Here is a 15,650-nt window from a genome sequence, read left to right as displayed (position 1 = left end):
TGCCTTCCGGCGGTCGGGCGGGGGTCTGTGGTTACCGATTCTAACGGGGTGGGCGCGGGACACCTCGCCGCAGTGCTGTGGCATACTCGCCCCCATGCTCACGCAGACGACCTTCCTCTTTACCTATGGCAACCGGCCCACCGGCTGCCATGGTCGTGCCGCTTGAGCAACTGACGAGCGACTTCCCCAGGCGCCCCGGGCCGACAAGGTCCGGGGCGCCTGCTGTTTCTCCGGACCCGGTCGCTCCGGGGCACCGCATCGCACCCCTTCCGGCAAGGACAGACGAGGAGCCCCCCGTGAACCCCGTGAACGCGATCGACGTGACCGGTGCCCGTACCCACGAGGCCGCCGAGGTGATCACCGGTGCGCGGGAGCGCATCGACGCGCTCGACGACCGGATCATCGGTCTGATCCAGGAACGGATGGCCGTCTCCGCCGTCGTCCAGGAGGCCCGGATCGCCTCCGGCGGCCGCCGGGTGAACCTCTCCCGGGAGATGGAGATCCTCGGCCACTACAGCACGGCGCTCGGCAGGCCCGGCACCGCCCTGGCCATGACGCTCCTGGAGCTGTGCCGTGGTCGCATCTGAGTCGGGCGGATCTGAGTTCGGGCCCTTCTCACCCGTACGGCGCGTGACCGGCCCGCGGACCGCTTCGTTGGTGGGGTGTCCGCGTCAGCCAGGGGCGGGCCCGAAAGAACCACGCGTGGCTTCGCTGGGGCGATGAGGCGTACGGAACGTGCCGTGCGCCGTGGGACCTCGCTCCAGTCAAGTGACCGGACGGCAGGGGACAGCAGCCCGGTCACCCAAGAGACGGCCGGCTCCGGGGACGCCCGGGGCCGACCGGCGGAAAATTGCAAAAATGCACAAGGGCTGGGTCAAACGGTTGCGGAGGCCGCGTACATCCAGCACGATGCGTAGAAGGCCCCCAAGGCCTTCGGAGCTCCCAAGTCCCGTTTCAGGCAACGGAATTGCCGTGTGCCGACCGTCCGCCAATGGTCGAGACCTGCCGTGCGCCCCGAGTGCGCCGGGGCGCCGACCCGGGGCACGGACGGTGGCACAGGGCGCAGATACCAGCGGCGCAACCCCCCCGGCGCCGCTCCCAGGCACCGACGCTGCCCTGACGTCGGTGCTGACGAAAGAAGGGCCCCGCGGCTCCGTCCCGCGGGGCCCTTCGCCTGCCCGGCGCAGGCCTGCGCATGCCTGCACGTCAAGCTATGCCTGCACGTCAAGCTGACGTACGGCCGCACGAAGCTACGTACGGCTCACCTTGCTGCAGGCCTCCTCCTTGCCGATGTCGCGGCTGCGGTCGTACGGGTCGACGGGCGGTCCGCTCGCAGTGGCGCTCCCGGTCGGGTCCTGCGCCAGGGCCTGGGACGGGAACTGCGGGTGCAGATAGCCGTCGTCGATGCCGCAGGTCGAGTTGCCGGCGTCCTCGTCGTAGCGGAGGAGGGTCAGGCGGCCGGAGGTGACCTGGTACCGCGTGGGGTCGGGGAGTTCGGCGTCGATGACGCGGCGCACGATCGTGCGGGTGACCTCGGTGGAGCCGTCGGCACGGACGACCGGGTAGACGAAGGTGTAGTCGGCGTGCACGGCCACGCCCTGGTACTTGCCCTTCGCGAAGGTGATCCGGCCGCGCACCTTGACGATCTTCCCGGCCTGCTTCACGTCCTTCGGGTCGAAGCGGCTGACGAGGAAGAGCGGGTTGTGGGTCTTGCTGGGGCTGCGCAGCGAGGTCCTGAGGTTGTCGAGCACGCCGGGCTGCTTGGGGTCGAGCACCGAGAGGGCCGCCTCGGGGGTGCCGCCGGCCACGACGGCCGGGTTCAGGTTGGCGTCCACGAGCAGCTTCCGGGTCTGCTGGAGCGCCAGTTCGACGCGGTCCTTCGGGATCGCGCCGAGCGCGGTGGCCTTCGGCAGCACGATGCCGGCCGCGCCGTCGGCCCAGCGCAGCGCCGGGGAGCCGGCGAACGGGTGGGCGAGGGTGGGGGTGTCGGGTGCGACCGCGGAGGGCGGGGCGGTCGGGGTGGTGGTCTCGTCGGGCAGGGGCGCGGTGGCGGTGTCCGTGCCCGAGGACGAGCCGAAGGGGTCGCCGGGGAGGAGGGACGGCCGCATCGCCACGACGGCCACGGCGATCGCCAGCGGAACGCCGACGACCGCCCAGACCCTGCGGCGCCGGGCCGCCCGCCCGTTCCTCTCCTGCCAGGCAGGCCCGGTCCGCCATCCCTCGGGCTCCGCCTTCTGCCTCTTGAGCCGCTCGGTCACCTCACGGGCCCGGGCGGAGGGCTCCTTGGGGGCGGACTTGCGGATGTCCCTTTCGGTGTCCTGGAGAAACTGCTCCCACACCTCGTCGGATATGGAGGACGACGGCTCGCCCCCCGACGATTCTTCGGACCGTCTGTCAGACATGACACTCTCTCGCTCGGCCGTTCGACGGGGGCGAGAATAGCCTTGGAATCGGCTGTGTCCATGCCACTCGACGCCCCACAGAACAAGTGACCCACATCACATGTAGGTTCCGTGAATGCGGAGGCAACCATTCACAGGACTCACCGGTCACATCTGCGTAACCGGGAATCAGCGGTGACATCCGTCCACCGCAGCAGATGTACAGGGGTCCTCATGGAGCTTCGCCGGATCATGGCCGCGGCAGCGGTCGCGGCCGTCGTCGCTCCGTTCGCCCTGCTGTCCGCACCGGTCGTCGCGTTCGCGCAGGACGCGCCGTCGGCGCCCGCGTCCTCCTCCGCCGGGCCCTCCGGGTCGGCCGAGCCCAGCGGGGACCCGACCAACCCGGACGTGCCGTACTGCGAGGACCTCGACGAGAACTTCGCCGACGCCAAGCTGTCCGCCGGCATCAAGGGCCTGCCCGGCAGGATCGTCGCGGGCGACGGCTTCCACGGCTTCGAGCTGGTCGTGACGAACGACTCCGCGGCGGACGTCGAGGGCGTCTCCTTCTACGCCGAGACCGAGAACTACGCGAGCGACGCGTCGAAGTACCTCAGCCCGTACGTCGACCTGGAGTTCAAGAACCCCGACACCGGCTCCTGGGACCGGATCGGCAGCGCCGACTGGGCCGGCGACTACTTCTTCCACGTGCCGGAACTGAAGTCGGGCGCGAGCAGGTCGGTCGGCCTGCGGGTCTCCGTCGACGCCGGGGCGCCCGCCGGTGACGCCTACTCCTTCGGCTCCGGCGCCTACCTCGACAAGGTCGGGGACCAGGACTGCCTCGCCGAGGGCTGGACCCAGTACGACTTCACGGTCCTCGAGGCCGGCTCGTCCAACCCCGAGCCGGGTACGGCCACGCCGGGCGACGGCGGCGGCAAGGACTCCGTGCACAAGCCGCAGGGCGGCGTCTCCGGCCTGCCGACCGGCAGGCTCGCCGACACGGGCGCCGGCTCGGCGCTCCCGGTCATCGGCCTGGTCGGCGGAGTCGCCGTGGTGGTCGGCGCCGGTGCGCTGGTCCTGGTACGGCGGCGGAGGACCGGCGCGGACACATAGGCGAGGTCGCGCGGACCGCCGTACGCCGGCGGCCGCGCACCGATCGAAGAGGGACCTGGGCTCGGAGGGGGGCACAGGTCCCTCTTCGGTGTCCGGCTGCTTCCCGCGGCCTACTTCTTCGGCGGTACGGCCGGCATCCCGAGGAACGGCAGCCGCAGCGCGCCGAAGGCGTCGGCCGGGACCGCCGGGCGGTGCGGCTCGACCGCCCGCAGGCGCCGGTACGGCTCGCCCTGCCGCGGCCGCGGGTCGGCCTCGCCCTTGTTGGGCCAGTACGACATCGCGCGCTCGGCCTGCGCGGTGATGGTGAGGGACGGGTTCACGCCGAGGTTCGCGGAGACGGCGGCGCCGTCCACGACCGAGATGCCCGGGTGGCCGTAGAGCCGGTGGTACGGGTCGATGACCCCGGTCTCGCGCGAGTCGCCGATCGGGCAGCCGCCGAGGAAGTGGGCGGTGAGCGGGGTGCCCATCAGCTCGCCGACGTTGCTGCCCGCGAAGCCGTTGATCTCCTCGGCGAGCACGGTGGCCGCCTCCGAAGCGGCCCTGATCTGCTTGGGGTTGGGGGCGCCGTGGCCCTGGCGGGCGGTGAGCAGGCCCTTGCCGACGCCGTCCGGCTTCAGGTACGTCGTCAGGGAGTTGTCCAGCGACTGCATCACCAGGCCGATGATGGTCCGCTCCGACCAGCGCCGGTTGGAGAGCGAGCGCAGCACGAGGAGGGGGTGGCGGGCCGCGTTCGCCAGCCAGCCGAGTACGCGGGAGGAGCCCTCCGCGTACGGCACCTGGAGGATGGACAGGCCGCCCATCGCGTTGGAGCCCTTGCCGTAGCGGACCGGCTCGATGTGCGTGTTCTCGTCCGGATGGATGGACGAGGTGATCGCGACGCCCCTGGTGAAGTCGGCCTTCGGGGTGCCGTGCGCCCTGCGGTAGCGCCGGTCGTCGGTCTGGGCGCCGACCAGGGCCTCGGAGTTGGTGCGGGTGAGGTCGCCGAGGCGGTCGGAGAGGTACGGCAGCTGCCCGCCGGCCTTCATGCGGTGCAGGAGGGTCTGGGTGCCGTAGGTGCCGGCGGCGATGACGACCCGGCGGGCCGTGAAGACGCGGCCCTTCGCCTTCCGGTCGTCGGTGGGGAGGGTCGCGATCGCGTAGCCGCCCCGGGAGTCGTCGGTGACGGAGACGACCGTGGTCATGGGGTGCACGGCCGCGCCGGCCCGCTCGGCGAGGTGGAGGTAGTTCTCGTTGAGGGTGTTCTTCGCGCCGTGCCGGCAGCCGGTCATGCACTCGCCGCACTCGGTGCAGGCGTTGCGGGCCGGGCCCGCGCCGCCGAAGTAGGGGTCGTCGGCCCGGTCGCCGGGCGCCGCCTTCGCCGCGCCGTCGGCGTCCTTGCCGTCGCCGAAGAAGACGCCGACCGGGGCGAGGTGGAAGGTGTCGCCGACGCCCATCCTCTGCGCCGCCGCCTTCAGGTGGACGTCGGACGGGGTCATCGTCGGGTTGAGCCGTACGCCGAGCATGCGCTGCGCCTGGTTGTAGTACGGCTTCAGCTCGTCCTGCCAGTCGGTGATGTCACGCCACTGGGGGTCGTCGAAGAAGGGCTTCGGCGGGACGTAGAGGGTGTTGGCGTAGTTGAGCGAGCCGCCGCCGACGCCCGCGCCGGCCAGGACCATGACGTTGCCGAGGAGGTGGATGCGCTGGATGCCGTAGCAGCCGAGCTGCGGGGCCCAGAGGTAGTTCCTGATGTCCCAGGAGTTCTTGGGGAGGGTTTCGCGGGTGAAGCGGCGGCCGGCTTCCAGGACGCCTACGGTGTAGCCCTTCTCTGTCAGGCGCAGGGCGGTGACGGAACCGCCGAATCCTGAGCCGACGACGATGACGTCGTAGTCGTAGGCATCCTGGGGCACGATTTCTCCTCTTTGAGCGTACGTGCGGGTAGTTCGTGGTTGCTCGCGCAGTTCCTCGCGCCCCTCAAGGGCGCGTCAACGCAGCCCCAGTGCCTTCATCACCTTCAGGCTGGTGCTCATGAACTGGGCGTACTTCTCGTCGTCCATCCCCAGCGAGGGGGCCATCGGCAGCAGGCGCTGCTGGGCGACCGTCTGGGCCTCCGTGTACTTGAGGATGCCCTCCGAGCCGTGCCGGCGGCCCAGGCCCGAGTCCTTCATGCCGCCCATCGGGGACTGGACGCTGCCGTAGGCGGGGGCGTAGCCCTCGTTGACGTTCACGGTGCCGGTGCGCAGGCGGGCGGCGACCGCCCGGCCCCGGCTGCCGTTCTTCGTCCAGACGGACGAGTTGAGGCCGTAGGGCGTGCCGTTGGCGTGCTCGACGGCCTCGTCCTCGGTCTTGAAGCGGTAGATGGAGACGACCGGTCCGAAGGTCTCCTCCGTGCAGACGGCCATCGCGTCCTCGACGCCGTCGAGGATGGTGGGCTCGTAGAAGTAGGGGCCGATGTCCGGGCGGGCGGTGCCTCCGGCGACGACGGTCGCGCCCTTCTCGACGGCCTCGTCGACGTGCCGGGTGACGGTCTCCAGCTGCCGTTCCCCGACCAGGGAGCCCATGTCGGCGCCGTAGGCGAGGGACCTGCCGAGGCGCATGGCCTTGGTGCGGGCGGCGAAGCGGTCGACGAAGGCGTCGGCGATCGACTCGTGGACGTAGAGCCGCTCGATGGAGATGCAGAGCTGGCCGGCCGAGGAGAAGCAGGCGCGGACCGCGCCGGCGGCCGCCTTCTCGATGTCGGCGTCGTCGAGGACCAGCATGGCGTTCTTGCCGCCGAGTTCGAGGGAGACGCCGACCAGGCGGGCGGCCGCGCCCTGGGCGACCTCGCGTCCGGTGCGGGTGGAGCCGGTGAAGGAGACGTAGTCGGCGTGCCGGACGACCTCGGGGCCGACGACCGGGCCCTCGCCGAGCACGACCTGGAAGACGTCGGCGGGCAGCCCCGCCTCGATGAGGAGGTCGCGGGCCCACAGGGCGGTCAGGCAGGTCTCGGTGTCCGGCTTCATGACGACCGCGTTGCCCGCGGCGAAGGCGGGGAGGGCGTCGCCGACGGAGAGTTCGAGCGGGTAGTTCCAGGGGGCGATCTGGCCCACCACGCCGCGCGGGTGCCGCAGCTCGGTCACCTTGGTGAGGGTGGGCATGGCGCCCGCGTGCCGCTTGGGGCGGAGGTAGGCGGGGGCCTTGCGGCCGTAGTGCCGGGCGGCGACCGCGACGGCCTGCACCTCCTCGTGGGCGTGCAGGCGGGCCTTGCCGGTCTCCAGCTGGATGAGGTCGAGGACCTCGGCCTGACGGGCCAGGATCAGGTCGTGGAAGCGGAGCAGGACCGCGGCGCGCTGCCGGACCGGCACCTTCGCCCACACGGCCTGCGCGGCGCGGGCCGCGTCGAAGGCCTTGGCCACGTCCTCGGGGGTGGACTCGGGCAGGTCGGCCAGCTTCTCGCCGGTGAACGGCGTGTGGTTGGCCGTGCGTCCGGAGCCGGAGACGCCCTTGGTGAGCTGGGCGACCAGCTCGGGCGTGACCACGTCGGCGGCGGTTCGGGCCCCTGCGGGGGCGGGGGCGAGCGGGTTCGTGCCGGTGGGGGCCGGTGCGTGGGCCGGGGCCTGCGAGTCCGTCATGAGCCGCAGGGTATTCCGGCGCGGGGCCTTTGGGTACCCGTGGGTAACCCGGTTTCACCGACCGCACACACACCGCCAGTGATCACTGGCAGAGAACGCGCTGATCAGCGCCCCCGGGCGCGCTCGGGTGCGGACGATCAGCCGCGTTCCGGTTTTTTGGCGAGGAGGAGGCCGAGGGCGGTGAGGGGGGTGAGGCGGCGGGGTTCGGGGGCCGGGGGCGGCGTGGGAACCAGGGCCGGGGGCGGGGCGGCGGCGGGTTCGGTCACCCACGGCGGAAGGGGCGCTCCGGCGGCTTCGGCGAGCGCCTCGGCGGCCTCCTGCGCCGTCGGCCGGGACTCCGGTTCCGGGGCGAGGAGCCGGTCGAGCAGCGGCCCGAGGGGGCCTTGCACGCCGTCGGTGGCCGCGCGGAGCAGCGCGCCGAGGGACCACAGGTCGGAGGCGGGACCCGCCCCGCGCCCGGCCCCGCACTCCGGGGCGTCAAAAGGACCGCACCCCTGTCCCCCGCCGATCCCGAAGTCGGTGACGACGACACGGTCGCCGTCCGCCGCGAGGAGGACGTTGGACGGCTTGAGGTCGCGGTGGACGATGCCGACGCAGTGCGCGGCGTGCAGGGCGCCGAGCACGGCGAGCCCGATCCGGGCGGCCTCGGCGGGCGGCAGCGGTCCCCGGGCGGCGAGGGCGGAGTGCAGCGTCTCCCCTTCCACCAACTCCATGACGACCCAGGGAAGTTCGTCTTCGAGGAGTACGTCGTGGATGGCGACGGCGGCGGGATGGTCGACGCGGGCGGCGGCGCGAGCCTCGTGCAGCAGACGATGCGCGGCGCGCTGCCGTTCCTCGCCGTCCGGCTCTCCGTTCAGGCGTGGCTCCTTGACCGCGACGTCCCGCCCGCCCTGCTCGTCCCGGGCCCGCCACACGGTCCCGGCCGGCCCGGAACCGATACGCCCGGCGAGCCGGTAACGCCCACCGATCAGCCGTCCCTCGACCGGCAGTTCGCCGTCTTCACTCATGGCACATGAGTACCTTGCGCACCATGCGGTTGTCGAAGCGGCGCGGTCAGAGACACGGCCGCACCGGATGCCGGCTCCGACTCCGGCACCGCGCTCGTCCGTTGACGTTGCCGACGACACCGCTCCCACCCCATGCAGAAGCCCCGCCAGGACGCACCTGGCGGGGCTTCAGGTCTGCCTCGGCGACTACTTGTGTTCGCCGCCTTCTATCTGTTCTCGGCTCCGTAGCGCGCTCGGAGACCTGCCGCGAGAACAGATGCCCCTTCGGTATCGGCGTCGATCTCCACCGTCCACCAGGTGCTGTCGCTCGCAGTCAGGACCAGGGGACATCCTGCGAAATCGCCCGCAGCGAACCGTTCCCGGTCAAGCAGACGACGCTCTCTTGCTGCTACGAGTTGCAGATCGAAGAACTGGCGGACACCGGTCGCGAATTCCCGGACCTGAGCCCACGACATGACATACCCCTGCGACGAGGCGGCTGTCCGCTGTCGGAATTCCGCGTATCCGAGACCGGCCGGCCCCTGCCCGATCCCGTCGAAGTCGAGCACCGACCATACCCACTCGTTGTCCGGGACCAGGGCAAGCAGGCTGTCGAGACCGATCACTCCGCCTTCGGCGTCATGCATCCGGAATTCAACGACTTCACTCATTCGTCACCCCAGTCCAATGGCTCGGCGCCGCCGCGGCTTCGGGTGCCGCCCGTCGGGTTCTCGTTCCAGCGATGCTGGTGCGGATTGTCATGGTTCTGCGGCCGCCCGTGATCAGTGAAGTCGACGTCCCTGACGGGTCTGCCGTCCGCGTCGAACTCTCGGGCCTGAGCGTACGGGGGATTGCGCCTACTGCCCTTCACGCCGAGTTGCGTGTGTGGATACCCGGCGGCCGCCGGGTCGGGAGCCGGCTCACCGGTCCGGGGATTCCGCGGAAGCTCCCGGTCGGGAAAACCCCGAGGTGTAGTGCAATTGTGAACGAGTACCGGCGTCCTGCCTGCCAGCACATAGTACGTGTGCAGTTCACCGACGGTGAGGTTGTGAACGGTCGCCGTCAGGGCCGTCCAGCGCCTCACCTCGGTGATCTGGACGCGGGTTCCCGAACCGGTGGTCAGCCACTCGCCCGAGTGCAGGTCGGTGGCATCGATCCACTCGCCCAGCTCCGGCACCCAGAAGGGGTGGGCGTCGGTCGCGGTGACCGAGGCGGTCTTGGTGCCCTTCTTCCCGTCGACGTCGACGGTGACCTTGACAAGGTGCTTGAGGCCGACGCCCTTGATCTCGGCCGTGACCTCTTCCGGCTTGGTCTTCCCCGTCTCCGGATCGGTGGCCAGGACCTCGTCGCCGATCTTCACGTCCCTGATGGCCTTGGACGTGCCGTCCGCCATCAGCACCCTGGTATCGGGGGTGAAGCTGTTGGGCTTGCTGACCACACACGCTTCGGCGGCCTCCGCCAGCCGGTCCGCCTCCTTCCTGCTCTTGCGCCAGTCCTTGAAGGACTTCAGCAGGTCCTTGCCCAGGCCGTAGATGCGTTTGCCGAGGGCTGCGGCCTTGTCCCAGCGGAAGAGGTACTTCTTGGCCAGCTTGGCCAGGGGGCCGCCGCCGAGGAAGGAGCCGACCACGTTGAGGGCCGTGTTGCCGCAGGCGCCCAGGTTGCCGGTGGTGAAGCAGTCGAGGGCGTCGGTGATGCCCAGTTCGTCCATCGCGATCTTGCCGAGTTCCTTGGCGACCGCGATCGCGCGCTGCTTGGCGGAGTCCTCCTTCGCTCTGGCGTCGTCCGCCTTCGCCTGGGCCGGGGTGTAGGTCGTACCGCTGCCCGTGCTGCCCGAGCCGCCGTTGTCGCGGGTGTCGACCGCGCCGCGGTGGGTGGAGGGGCCGGGGCCGCACTCGTTCCAGCCGCCGACGCAGTCGGCGAGGCGCAGGCCCGACGCGTCGCTGTTGGAGACCGGGCTGTTGTTGGCGTACGCGTAGCCGTTGATCTGCTGCGGGTCGGTGTAGTCGACCACCGGGTCCGCCGAGATGAAGCGGCCGGTGTCGGAGTCGTACTCGCGGGCGCCGAGTGTCGTCAGGCCCGTGGACTTCTGGACGGTGCCGCCGACGAATCCCTTGTCGTTCACCCAGCCCGTGGACGAGGACGTGGAGTCGTCTCGGACGTTGCCGAACGCGTCCATGCGGCGGCGGGTGGTCGAACCCGTCTTGGCGTCGACCGCCACCTCGGCCGTGCCCTGGTCGTCGGAGGCGAGGAAGTGGACGCCGCCCGCCTCCCGCATCGCGACCGTGGTGCCGGCGAAGGTGTAGTAGCGGGTCGCCGTGACCTTGGCGGTCGACTTGTCGTAGTGGAGTTCGGTGCCGGGGAGGTAGAACGTCTTCTCCGTCGGCGTGTCCCGGAGGATGCGGGAGCCCGACGCGTCGTACTTGTACGTCGTCACCGAGTTGTCGGCGTTCGTGACCGTCGTCAGCTCGCCCTGCTTGTCCCAGACCAGCGACTGGGTGTCGCCGTCCAGGACACGGGTCTTCGTGTTGCCCGACGCGTCGTAGGTGTAGGAGTTCTGGGAGGTGACCGCGGGCGTGGTGCTGGTCGCGTCCGTCTTCTCCGTCACCGACGAGACCGTGTGCGCGCCGGAGGCGGCACCGTTGGGGCCGGAGCCCGTCTCGCCGTACTTGTACGTGCGGCTCGACGTCGCCGTACCGTTCAGGCCGTGGCGCACCTCGGTCGTGCGGTTGCCGATCGTGTCGTAGCCGTAGTCCGTCCAGTAGGGCGAGACTCCGCCCACCGTCGACGTGGACGCTCCCGACGCGCAGGACGCGTCCGTCGAGCCCGTGCCCTTCGCGCCGTTCGACGCCACCGACGACGTCCACGCGGACGAGACGCGGCCCAGGCCGTCGTACGAGAAGCACTGGACGTCGCTCGTGCCGCCGGTCGGGGTGTCGGCGATGGAGAGGATGTCGCCGGCCTTGTCGTAGGTGTAGTCGGCGTCGTAGGCGACGCTCGACGCGCCCTGGACGTCCACCCGCGAGTTGGTCAGGCGGTCGGTGCCCGCCTCGTAGCTGTTGGTGATCCACGTCTTCTTCGCCGTCGACTCACCCGCGTACAGCTCCAGCTGTTCCAGGTTCGACGTCGGCGAGTACGACGCGTCCGTGACGTAACTCAGGCCGCCCAGGGAGGTGTTGAGGCCGGTCGGGCGCTGGAGGCCGTCGTAGACGTACCCGACCGCCTCGGCGGACAGGTCGCCCGCCGCCGGCAGGCCCTGGCTCTGCAGGGTGCCGTCGTCGTTGTACTGGGCCGTGAACTCGTACGTCCCGCCCAGCTGCGGCTCGGCCGTCTTGGAGAGGAAGTACTTGGTCGAGACGGGTGCGTAGTCGTTGTCGGGGTCGAGGGTCGGATAGGTCACCGACGAGTAGACCGCGCCGTCCTTGTAGGTGTAGACGCCGTACAGCTCGCCCTTGTAGACCGTGTCGTACTTGGTGACGGACAGCTTCGTGCCGGTCGTCGCCTCGCCCTGCCAGGTGGAGACGGCCCGGCCCAGTTCGTCGTAGAGCGTCGACGTCTTGTCGCCGTTCACCGTGACCGAGGTCTGGCGGTCCAGTGTGTCGTACGTGTACGAGGACGAGCCGGTGTCGGGGTCGACCGCCGTCTTCTTGCGGCCCAGCTGGTCGTAGGTGTACGTCCAGTCGTTGCCCTTGTCGTCGGTGACGCCGGTCAGCCGGCCCGCGTCGTCGTAGCCGTACGACGTGGTGACCGCGTCGCCGTCCGCCGGGTACTGGATCCGGGTCGTGGTGTTGTCCCGGCCGTCCTGCACCACCGTCGTCTTCACGCCGCCCTGCGGCGGGGTGGTCGTGACGCGGTCGCCGCCGTAGGCGTACGAGGTGCGGTACTTCTCCGTGCCGCCGACCTTGAAGACCGACGCCGTGGTGCGGCCGGCGCCGTCGTACTGGGTGACGGTCGTCGCGTCCAGGTCGGCGTCGACCGGGTCGAAGAGCGTCGAGGACGGTGAACCCGAGGCGAAGTAGGTGTCGTTGACCTTCACCACGCGGCCGGAGCCGTCGTACAGGGTGTCGGCGACCATGCGGCCGCCCTCGCCCTCGGTCTGGTCCTGGCGGGGCCGCAGCCAGCCGTCGTACAGCGACCACTCGCTGCCGTACGACGTACCGTCGTTCTCGATCTTCTGGGTGTGCACGGCGGCCGGGCCGTCGGCGCCGCGGATCAGGTACTCGTACTTGATGGACGGGGTGAAGCTGTTCGCCTTCGGGCGGTCCTGCAGCCAGACCGAGACCAGGCGGCCGAGGCCGTCGTAGGCGAGGTCGGTGCGCAGGCCGTTCTGGTCGGTCTTGGCGGTCGGCTGCCCCCACGCGGGGGCGTACTCCGTGGTCGTCGTCCAGCCGTCGATGTTGGTGACCGTCGCCTTGGTCGCCAGGCCGTAGGTGTCCGTGTAGGCGGTGGAGGACGTGTACTGGGTCGACGACGACGCCGTCTCCGCGTCCTTCACCACCAGCGGGCGGCCGTAGGCGTCGTACGTCGTCACGGCGGTCGTCTGGTACGTGGCCGTCGTGCCGTCGTGGGCGGTCAGGCGCTTGGTCGTCGTGGGGTCGCCCTTGGTGGGGGCGGCGCCCAGCGTCGTCGAACCGTCGTAGTAGGTCAGGTCGTCGGAGATGACGTCCTTGGAACGGTCGGGAGTGGACGCGCAGTCGACGCCGACCTTCTCGACCCGCGAGACCATCGTGTAGATGTGCGCGCTCGCGCTGTCCGCGTACTCGGTGCGGGTGCACTGGTTGTCGGCGACGCCGACCTCGCCGTCGTCGTCGACCGTCTTCTCGCGGCCGGTCGCGTCGTCGTAGGTCGTGGTCGACCTGGTGTGCCGCCAGCCGCCCACCGCGAGCGCGGTGTAGGTGTCGGCCGAACCGGTCGCCACGTAACGGGCCTTGTAGGTCGCCCAGTCCCGGGTCTCCGTCGCCGTCACCGCGGTCCACGGCACCGTCACCGACTTCTCGGTGATGTCGTCGCCGTTGTAGGTGAGCGTCTCCAGCTCCTGGCCGGCCTTCCAGTCGGAGTCGTCGTAGGAGACGCCGTTGGAGTCGGTGACGGTCGCGGAGCGGGTGGTGCCGTTCTTGTCGACGTCGCCGTCGAGACCGCGGAAGAAGACGTGCTCGGTGCGGGTGTTGGCGGCGGAGTTGGTGCCGTCCGAGGTGACGACCCGGACCCTGCCGTAACCGCGCCAGTCGCTCCAGGTGAGGTCCTCGGACTTGGAGATGCCGTCGGCCGGGGTCTTCCGCCAGCCCGCGTCGCCCAGGTAGGTGTACGAGGTGACCTGGTCGGCGTTGCCGCCGGTGAGGTCGGTCTGGACGACGGAGGCGACCACGTACTTGTGGAACCAGTCCGTGATCGGGTCGGTGGCGCCCGGCGGGCTCCACTTCACCGGGAAGCAGCGCTTGACGGAGGAGTCCTCCGCCGGGACGTTGCCCGTCGTGCACTGGTTGTCGGCGTAGTTGACGCTGAGCACGCCGCCCGACTCGTTCTGCACCCCGGAGAGGCGGAAGCGGTAGAAGGGCTGGATGTTGTCGCCGGTCTCGTCGACGCGGTTGGGCAGCTGGGTGCCGTACAGCTGGACGGACGGGACCGAGGCGTCGGAGCCGACCTTGCCGAGGTGGTCGATCTTGCTCAGCCACAGCGACTTCGAGCCGTCGCCGTTGTCGGTGAAGTCGTGGGTGAGGCTCCAGACGTCCACCGGGGTGTACGTCGAGTCACCGGTACGGATCTGGGTGGTGATCTTCGTGAGCTTCTTGCGGGTCCAGAAGGTCGGCGAGTTCTGGCCGGGGCACTTGGTGCCCGACGCGCAGTTCTGGTCCCAGGGGACGTCCGGCCAGTCGGCGGCCGTGGAGTCCTTGAGGGCGTCGGCGGAGCAGTCGGTCAGCGAGCCGACGCAGCGCTCCGCGGTGGTGAAGACGACCTGGGCGGCGGGCTTGGCGGAGTACGCCGAACCGTCGCGCTGGCCGTAGTCGATGCGCTTGAGGTAGCCGCCGCGGATGTAGGCCTTGCCGTTCTCGGTGGTCTTCAGGCCCTGCGTGTAGTAGTTCGTCTCCGTGCCGTAGAAGTACGACATGGCGTTGCCGTGCGGGTCGACGACGTAGTCGAGGTTCCAGCGCCAGGCCTGGGTGCAGTAGGCGTCGGCGAACGTGGACTTGTAGCAGGGCTCGCCGGAGTCGTCGCCGTAGACCGGGACGGTCCAGGTGGAGTTGGTCTCCTCGTTGCCGCTCGCGTAGCCGGTGAGGTGGTTGAGGCCGAAGTAGTACTGGGTGCCGTCGCCGGTCGTGATCTTCCAGTACTCGCCGTCGTCGTCGCCGTTGACGGCGCCGGTCAGGTGCTCGACCTTGGAGTTGTCGTCGGAGCTGATCCGCCACGCGCCGGTCTTGTCGTCCTTGACCAGCCGGCCCGAGCTGCCGCCCGTCAGCGACAGCGTGGCGTTGTCGAACGCCCAGCACTCGTCGCCGTTGGTGTCGTCGTGGCCGTCGTCGGCGCACGCCTTGTAGCTGCGCTCGATGTAACCGGGGTCGTAGGAGAAGCCCTGGCCGATCCAGGAACCCTGGTTGTTGGTGGCGGCCGTCTGCCCGTCGATGGACTGGGAGTTGTAGCTGAGGCCGACGGTCGGCTGCATGCCGCCGGGGACCGGCGGGACGTTCATCGGGTACGACCAGGTGAACGCGCCCGAGCTGGTGTCGACGCCCCACTGCGAGGACTGCGCGAGGCTGGTCGCCTTGTAGTCGCCGCCGTCGCCGCCGCTGCTCGCGGTGGCCGCGACGACCGTCGCCGAGGACGTGGCCGCGTCCGCTTCGAGGAGCTGGGCGGAGGGTCCCGAGGTGTCGGCGGCCGCCTGCACGGTCGCGGTCAGGGTCTGCTTCGCCGGGTCGTTCGCCGTCTTCAGGTAGGTCGGCGTCGAGCAGGCCCTCTTCTGCGGGGTCGTCAGCACGCACGCCGGATAGGTGGCCAGCCGGAGCCGGGAGCTGTAGGAGCCGCCGAAGGCGTCGGCGAAGTCCGCGTAGTCCAGGCTGACCCGGGCCGGGCCCGCGGTGGTGGCGCCGTCGGCGCGGGCGACGGTGAACAGCACGCCGTCCACGCCGGCCGCCTCGGTGGCCTTGCGGCCGAGGACGGTGAGCCGGACGGAGTCGGCGCCCCTGGTGCCGCCGGCCGCCTCGGCGGTCAGCGGCAGGCCCTTGGCCCGGACCGCCCTGCCGGACAGGTCGACCTGCGCGCTGCCCGCCTCGGGCCAGTGCGCTCTGGAGGTCTTCCTGACCGCGGCCTTCCTGGCCTGGTCGGTCTTCTTGAGGACCTTCGCCGTGGCGTTCTTGCCGCGCACCGGCTGGTCGAGGTCGGTCTGTGTGCTGGGCCGGGTGACACCGCTGTCGGAGGCGGTGGCCGCGGGCGCGTACTGCGGGAGCAGCCCTATGGACAGCGCCAGTCCGAGGACCACCGCGGCCCTTCTGCGACCGCTTCGCCAGGCCGGTCGTACCGACCGGAACCAGGGAGGCGAGGACATCAACTCTCCTGTCGGTTAAGGGATGTGGTTGAGGGATGTGGTTGAGGGATGT

8 protein-coding genes are annotated in these 15,650 nt (G+C 70.5%); 2 read left to right on the top strand and 6 right to left on the bottom strand.

What is annotated here, in order from left to right; all coding sequences use genetic code 11:
* Positions 1 to 305: 305 nt before the first annotated feature.
* The gene (locus ACFZB3_RS11215; protein ID WP_391374031.1) at positions 306 to 587 is read left to right on the top strand and encodes a chorismate mutase; all 282 of its coding nucleotides are present in this window, start codon (positions 306 to 308) and stop codon (positions 585 to 587) included.
* Positions 588 to 1,250: 663 nt separating this feature from the next.
* Here the strand turns inward: ACFZB3_RS11215 and ACFZB3_RS11210 are convergent.
* Positions 1,251 to 2,402, bottom strand: coding sequence for a hypothetical protein (locus tag ACFZB3_RS11210; protein WP_391373065.1), 1,152 nt, complete (start codon positions 2,400 to 2,402; stop codon positions 1,251 to 1,253).
* A 213-nt stretch (positions 2,403 to 2,615) separates the two neighbouring features.
* On the opposite strand from ACFZB3_RS11210, the gene ACFZB3_RS11205 reads away from it, so the two are divergent.
* A complete protein-coding gene (locus ACFZB3_RS11205; protein WP_391373062.1) occupies positions 2,616 to 3,491 on the top strand; it encodes an LPXTG cell wall anchor domain-containing protein in 876 nt (291 codons plus the stop codon).
* A gap of 110 nt (positions 3,492 to 3,601) precedes the next feature.
* Here ACFZB3_RS11205 and ACFZB3_RS11200 read toward each other — a convergent pair whose 3' ends face one another.
* The 5 genes from ACFZB3_RS11200 to ACFZB3_RS11180 form a co-directional block, all read right to left on the bottom strand.
* Complete coding sequence (locus ACFZB3_RS11200) at positions 3,602 to 5,377, bottom strand: GMC family oxidoreductase N-terminal domain-containing protein (RefSeq protein WP_391373060.1); 1,776 nt, start codon at positions 5,375 to 5,377, stop codon at positions 3,602 to 3,604.
* A 75-nt stretch (positions 5,378 to 5,452) separates the two neighbouring features.
* Positions 5,453 to 7,078: a succinic semialdehyde dehydrogenase gene (locus ACFZB3_RS11195; protein WP_391373057.1), complete on the bottom strand. Its 1,626-nt coding sequence runs from the start codon at positions 7,076 to 7,078 to the stop codon at positions 5,453 to 5,455.
* A gap of 137 nt (positions 7,079 to 7,215) precedes the next feature.
* Positions 7,216 to 8,085 (bottom strand): protein kinase, encoded by an 870-nt coding sequence (locus ACFZB3_RS11190; protein ID WP_391373054.1) that lies wholly within the window; start codon positions 8,083 to 8,085, stop codon positions 7,216 to 7,218.
* Positions 8,086 to 8,291: 206 nt separating this feature from the next.
* Positions 8,292 to 8,735 (bottom strand): hypothetical protein, encoded by a 444-nt coding sequence (locus tag ACFZB3_RS11185; protein ID WP_391373051.1) that lies wholly within the window; start codon positions 8,733 to 8,735, stop codon positions 8,292 to 8,294.
* A complete protein-coding gene (locus ACFZB3_RS11180; RefSeq protein WP_391373049.1) occupies positions 8,732 to 15,598 on the bottom strand; it encodes a polymorphic toxin-type HINT domain-containing protein in 6,867 nt (2,288 codons plus the stop codon). Before ACFZB3_RS11180 ends, ACFZB3_RS11185 begins: the two co-directional genes overlap by 4 nt.
* Positions 15,599 to 15,650 lie beyond the last annotated feature (52 nt).

The organism is Streptomyces sp. NPDC008092 (genome assembly GCF_042957285.1).
GTDB lineage: Bacteria > Actinomycetota > Actinomycetes > Streptomycetales > Streptomycetaceae > Streptomyces.
Note: the sequence above shows the minus strand (reverse complement) of the source record. Positions and strands in the feature narration are given on the sequence as shown.

Excerpts from the sequence above, each read along its gene's own strand:
- ACFZB3_RS11190 (WP_391373054.1), bottom strand. The coding sequence starts at position 8,085 with ATGAGTGAAGACGGCGAACTGCCGGTCGAGGGACGGCTGATCGGTGGG.
- ACFZB3_RS11195 (WP_391373057.1), bottom strand. The coding sequence starts at position 7,078 with ATGACGGACTCGCAGGCCCCGGCCCACGCACCGGCCCCCACCGGCACG.
- ACFZB3_RS11180 (WP_391373049.1), bottom strand. The coding sequence starts at position 15,598 with ATGTCCTCGCCTCCCTGGTTCCGGTCGGTACGACCGGCCTGGCGAAGC.
- ACFZB3_RS11210 (WP_391373065.1), bottom strand. The coding sequence starts at position 2,402 with ATGTCTGACAGACGGTCCGAAGAATCGTCGGGGGGCGAGCCGTCGTCC.
- ACFZB3_RS11185 (WP_391373051.1), bottom strand. The coding sequence starts at position 8,735 with ATGAGTGAAGTCGTTGAATTCCGGATGCATGACGCCGAAGGCGGAGTG.
- ACFZB3_RS11205 (WP_391373062.1), top strand. The coding sequence starts at position 2,616 with ATGGAGCTTCGCCGGATCATGGCCGCGGCAGCGGTCGCGGCCGTCGTC.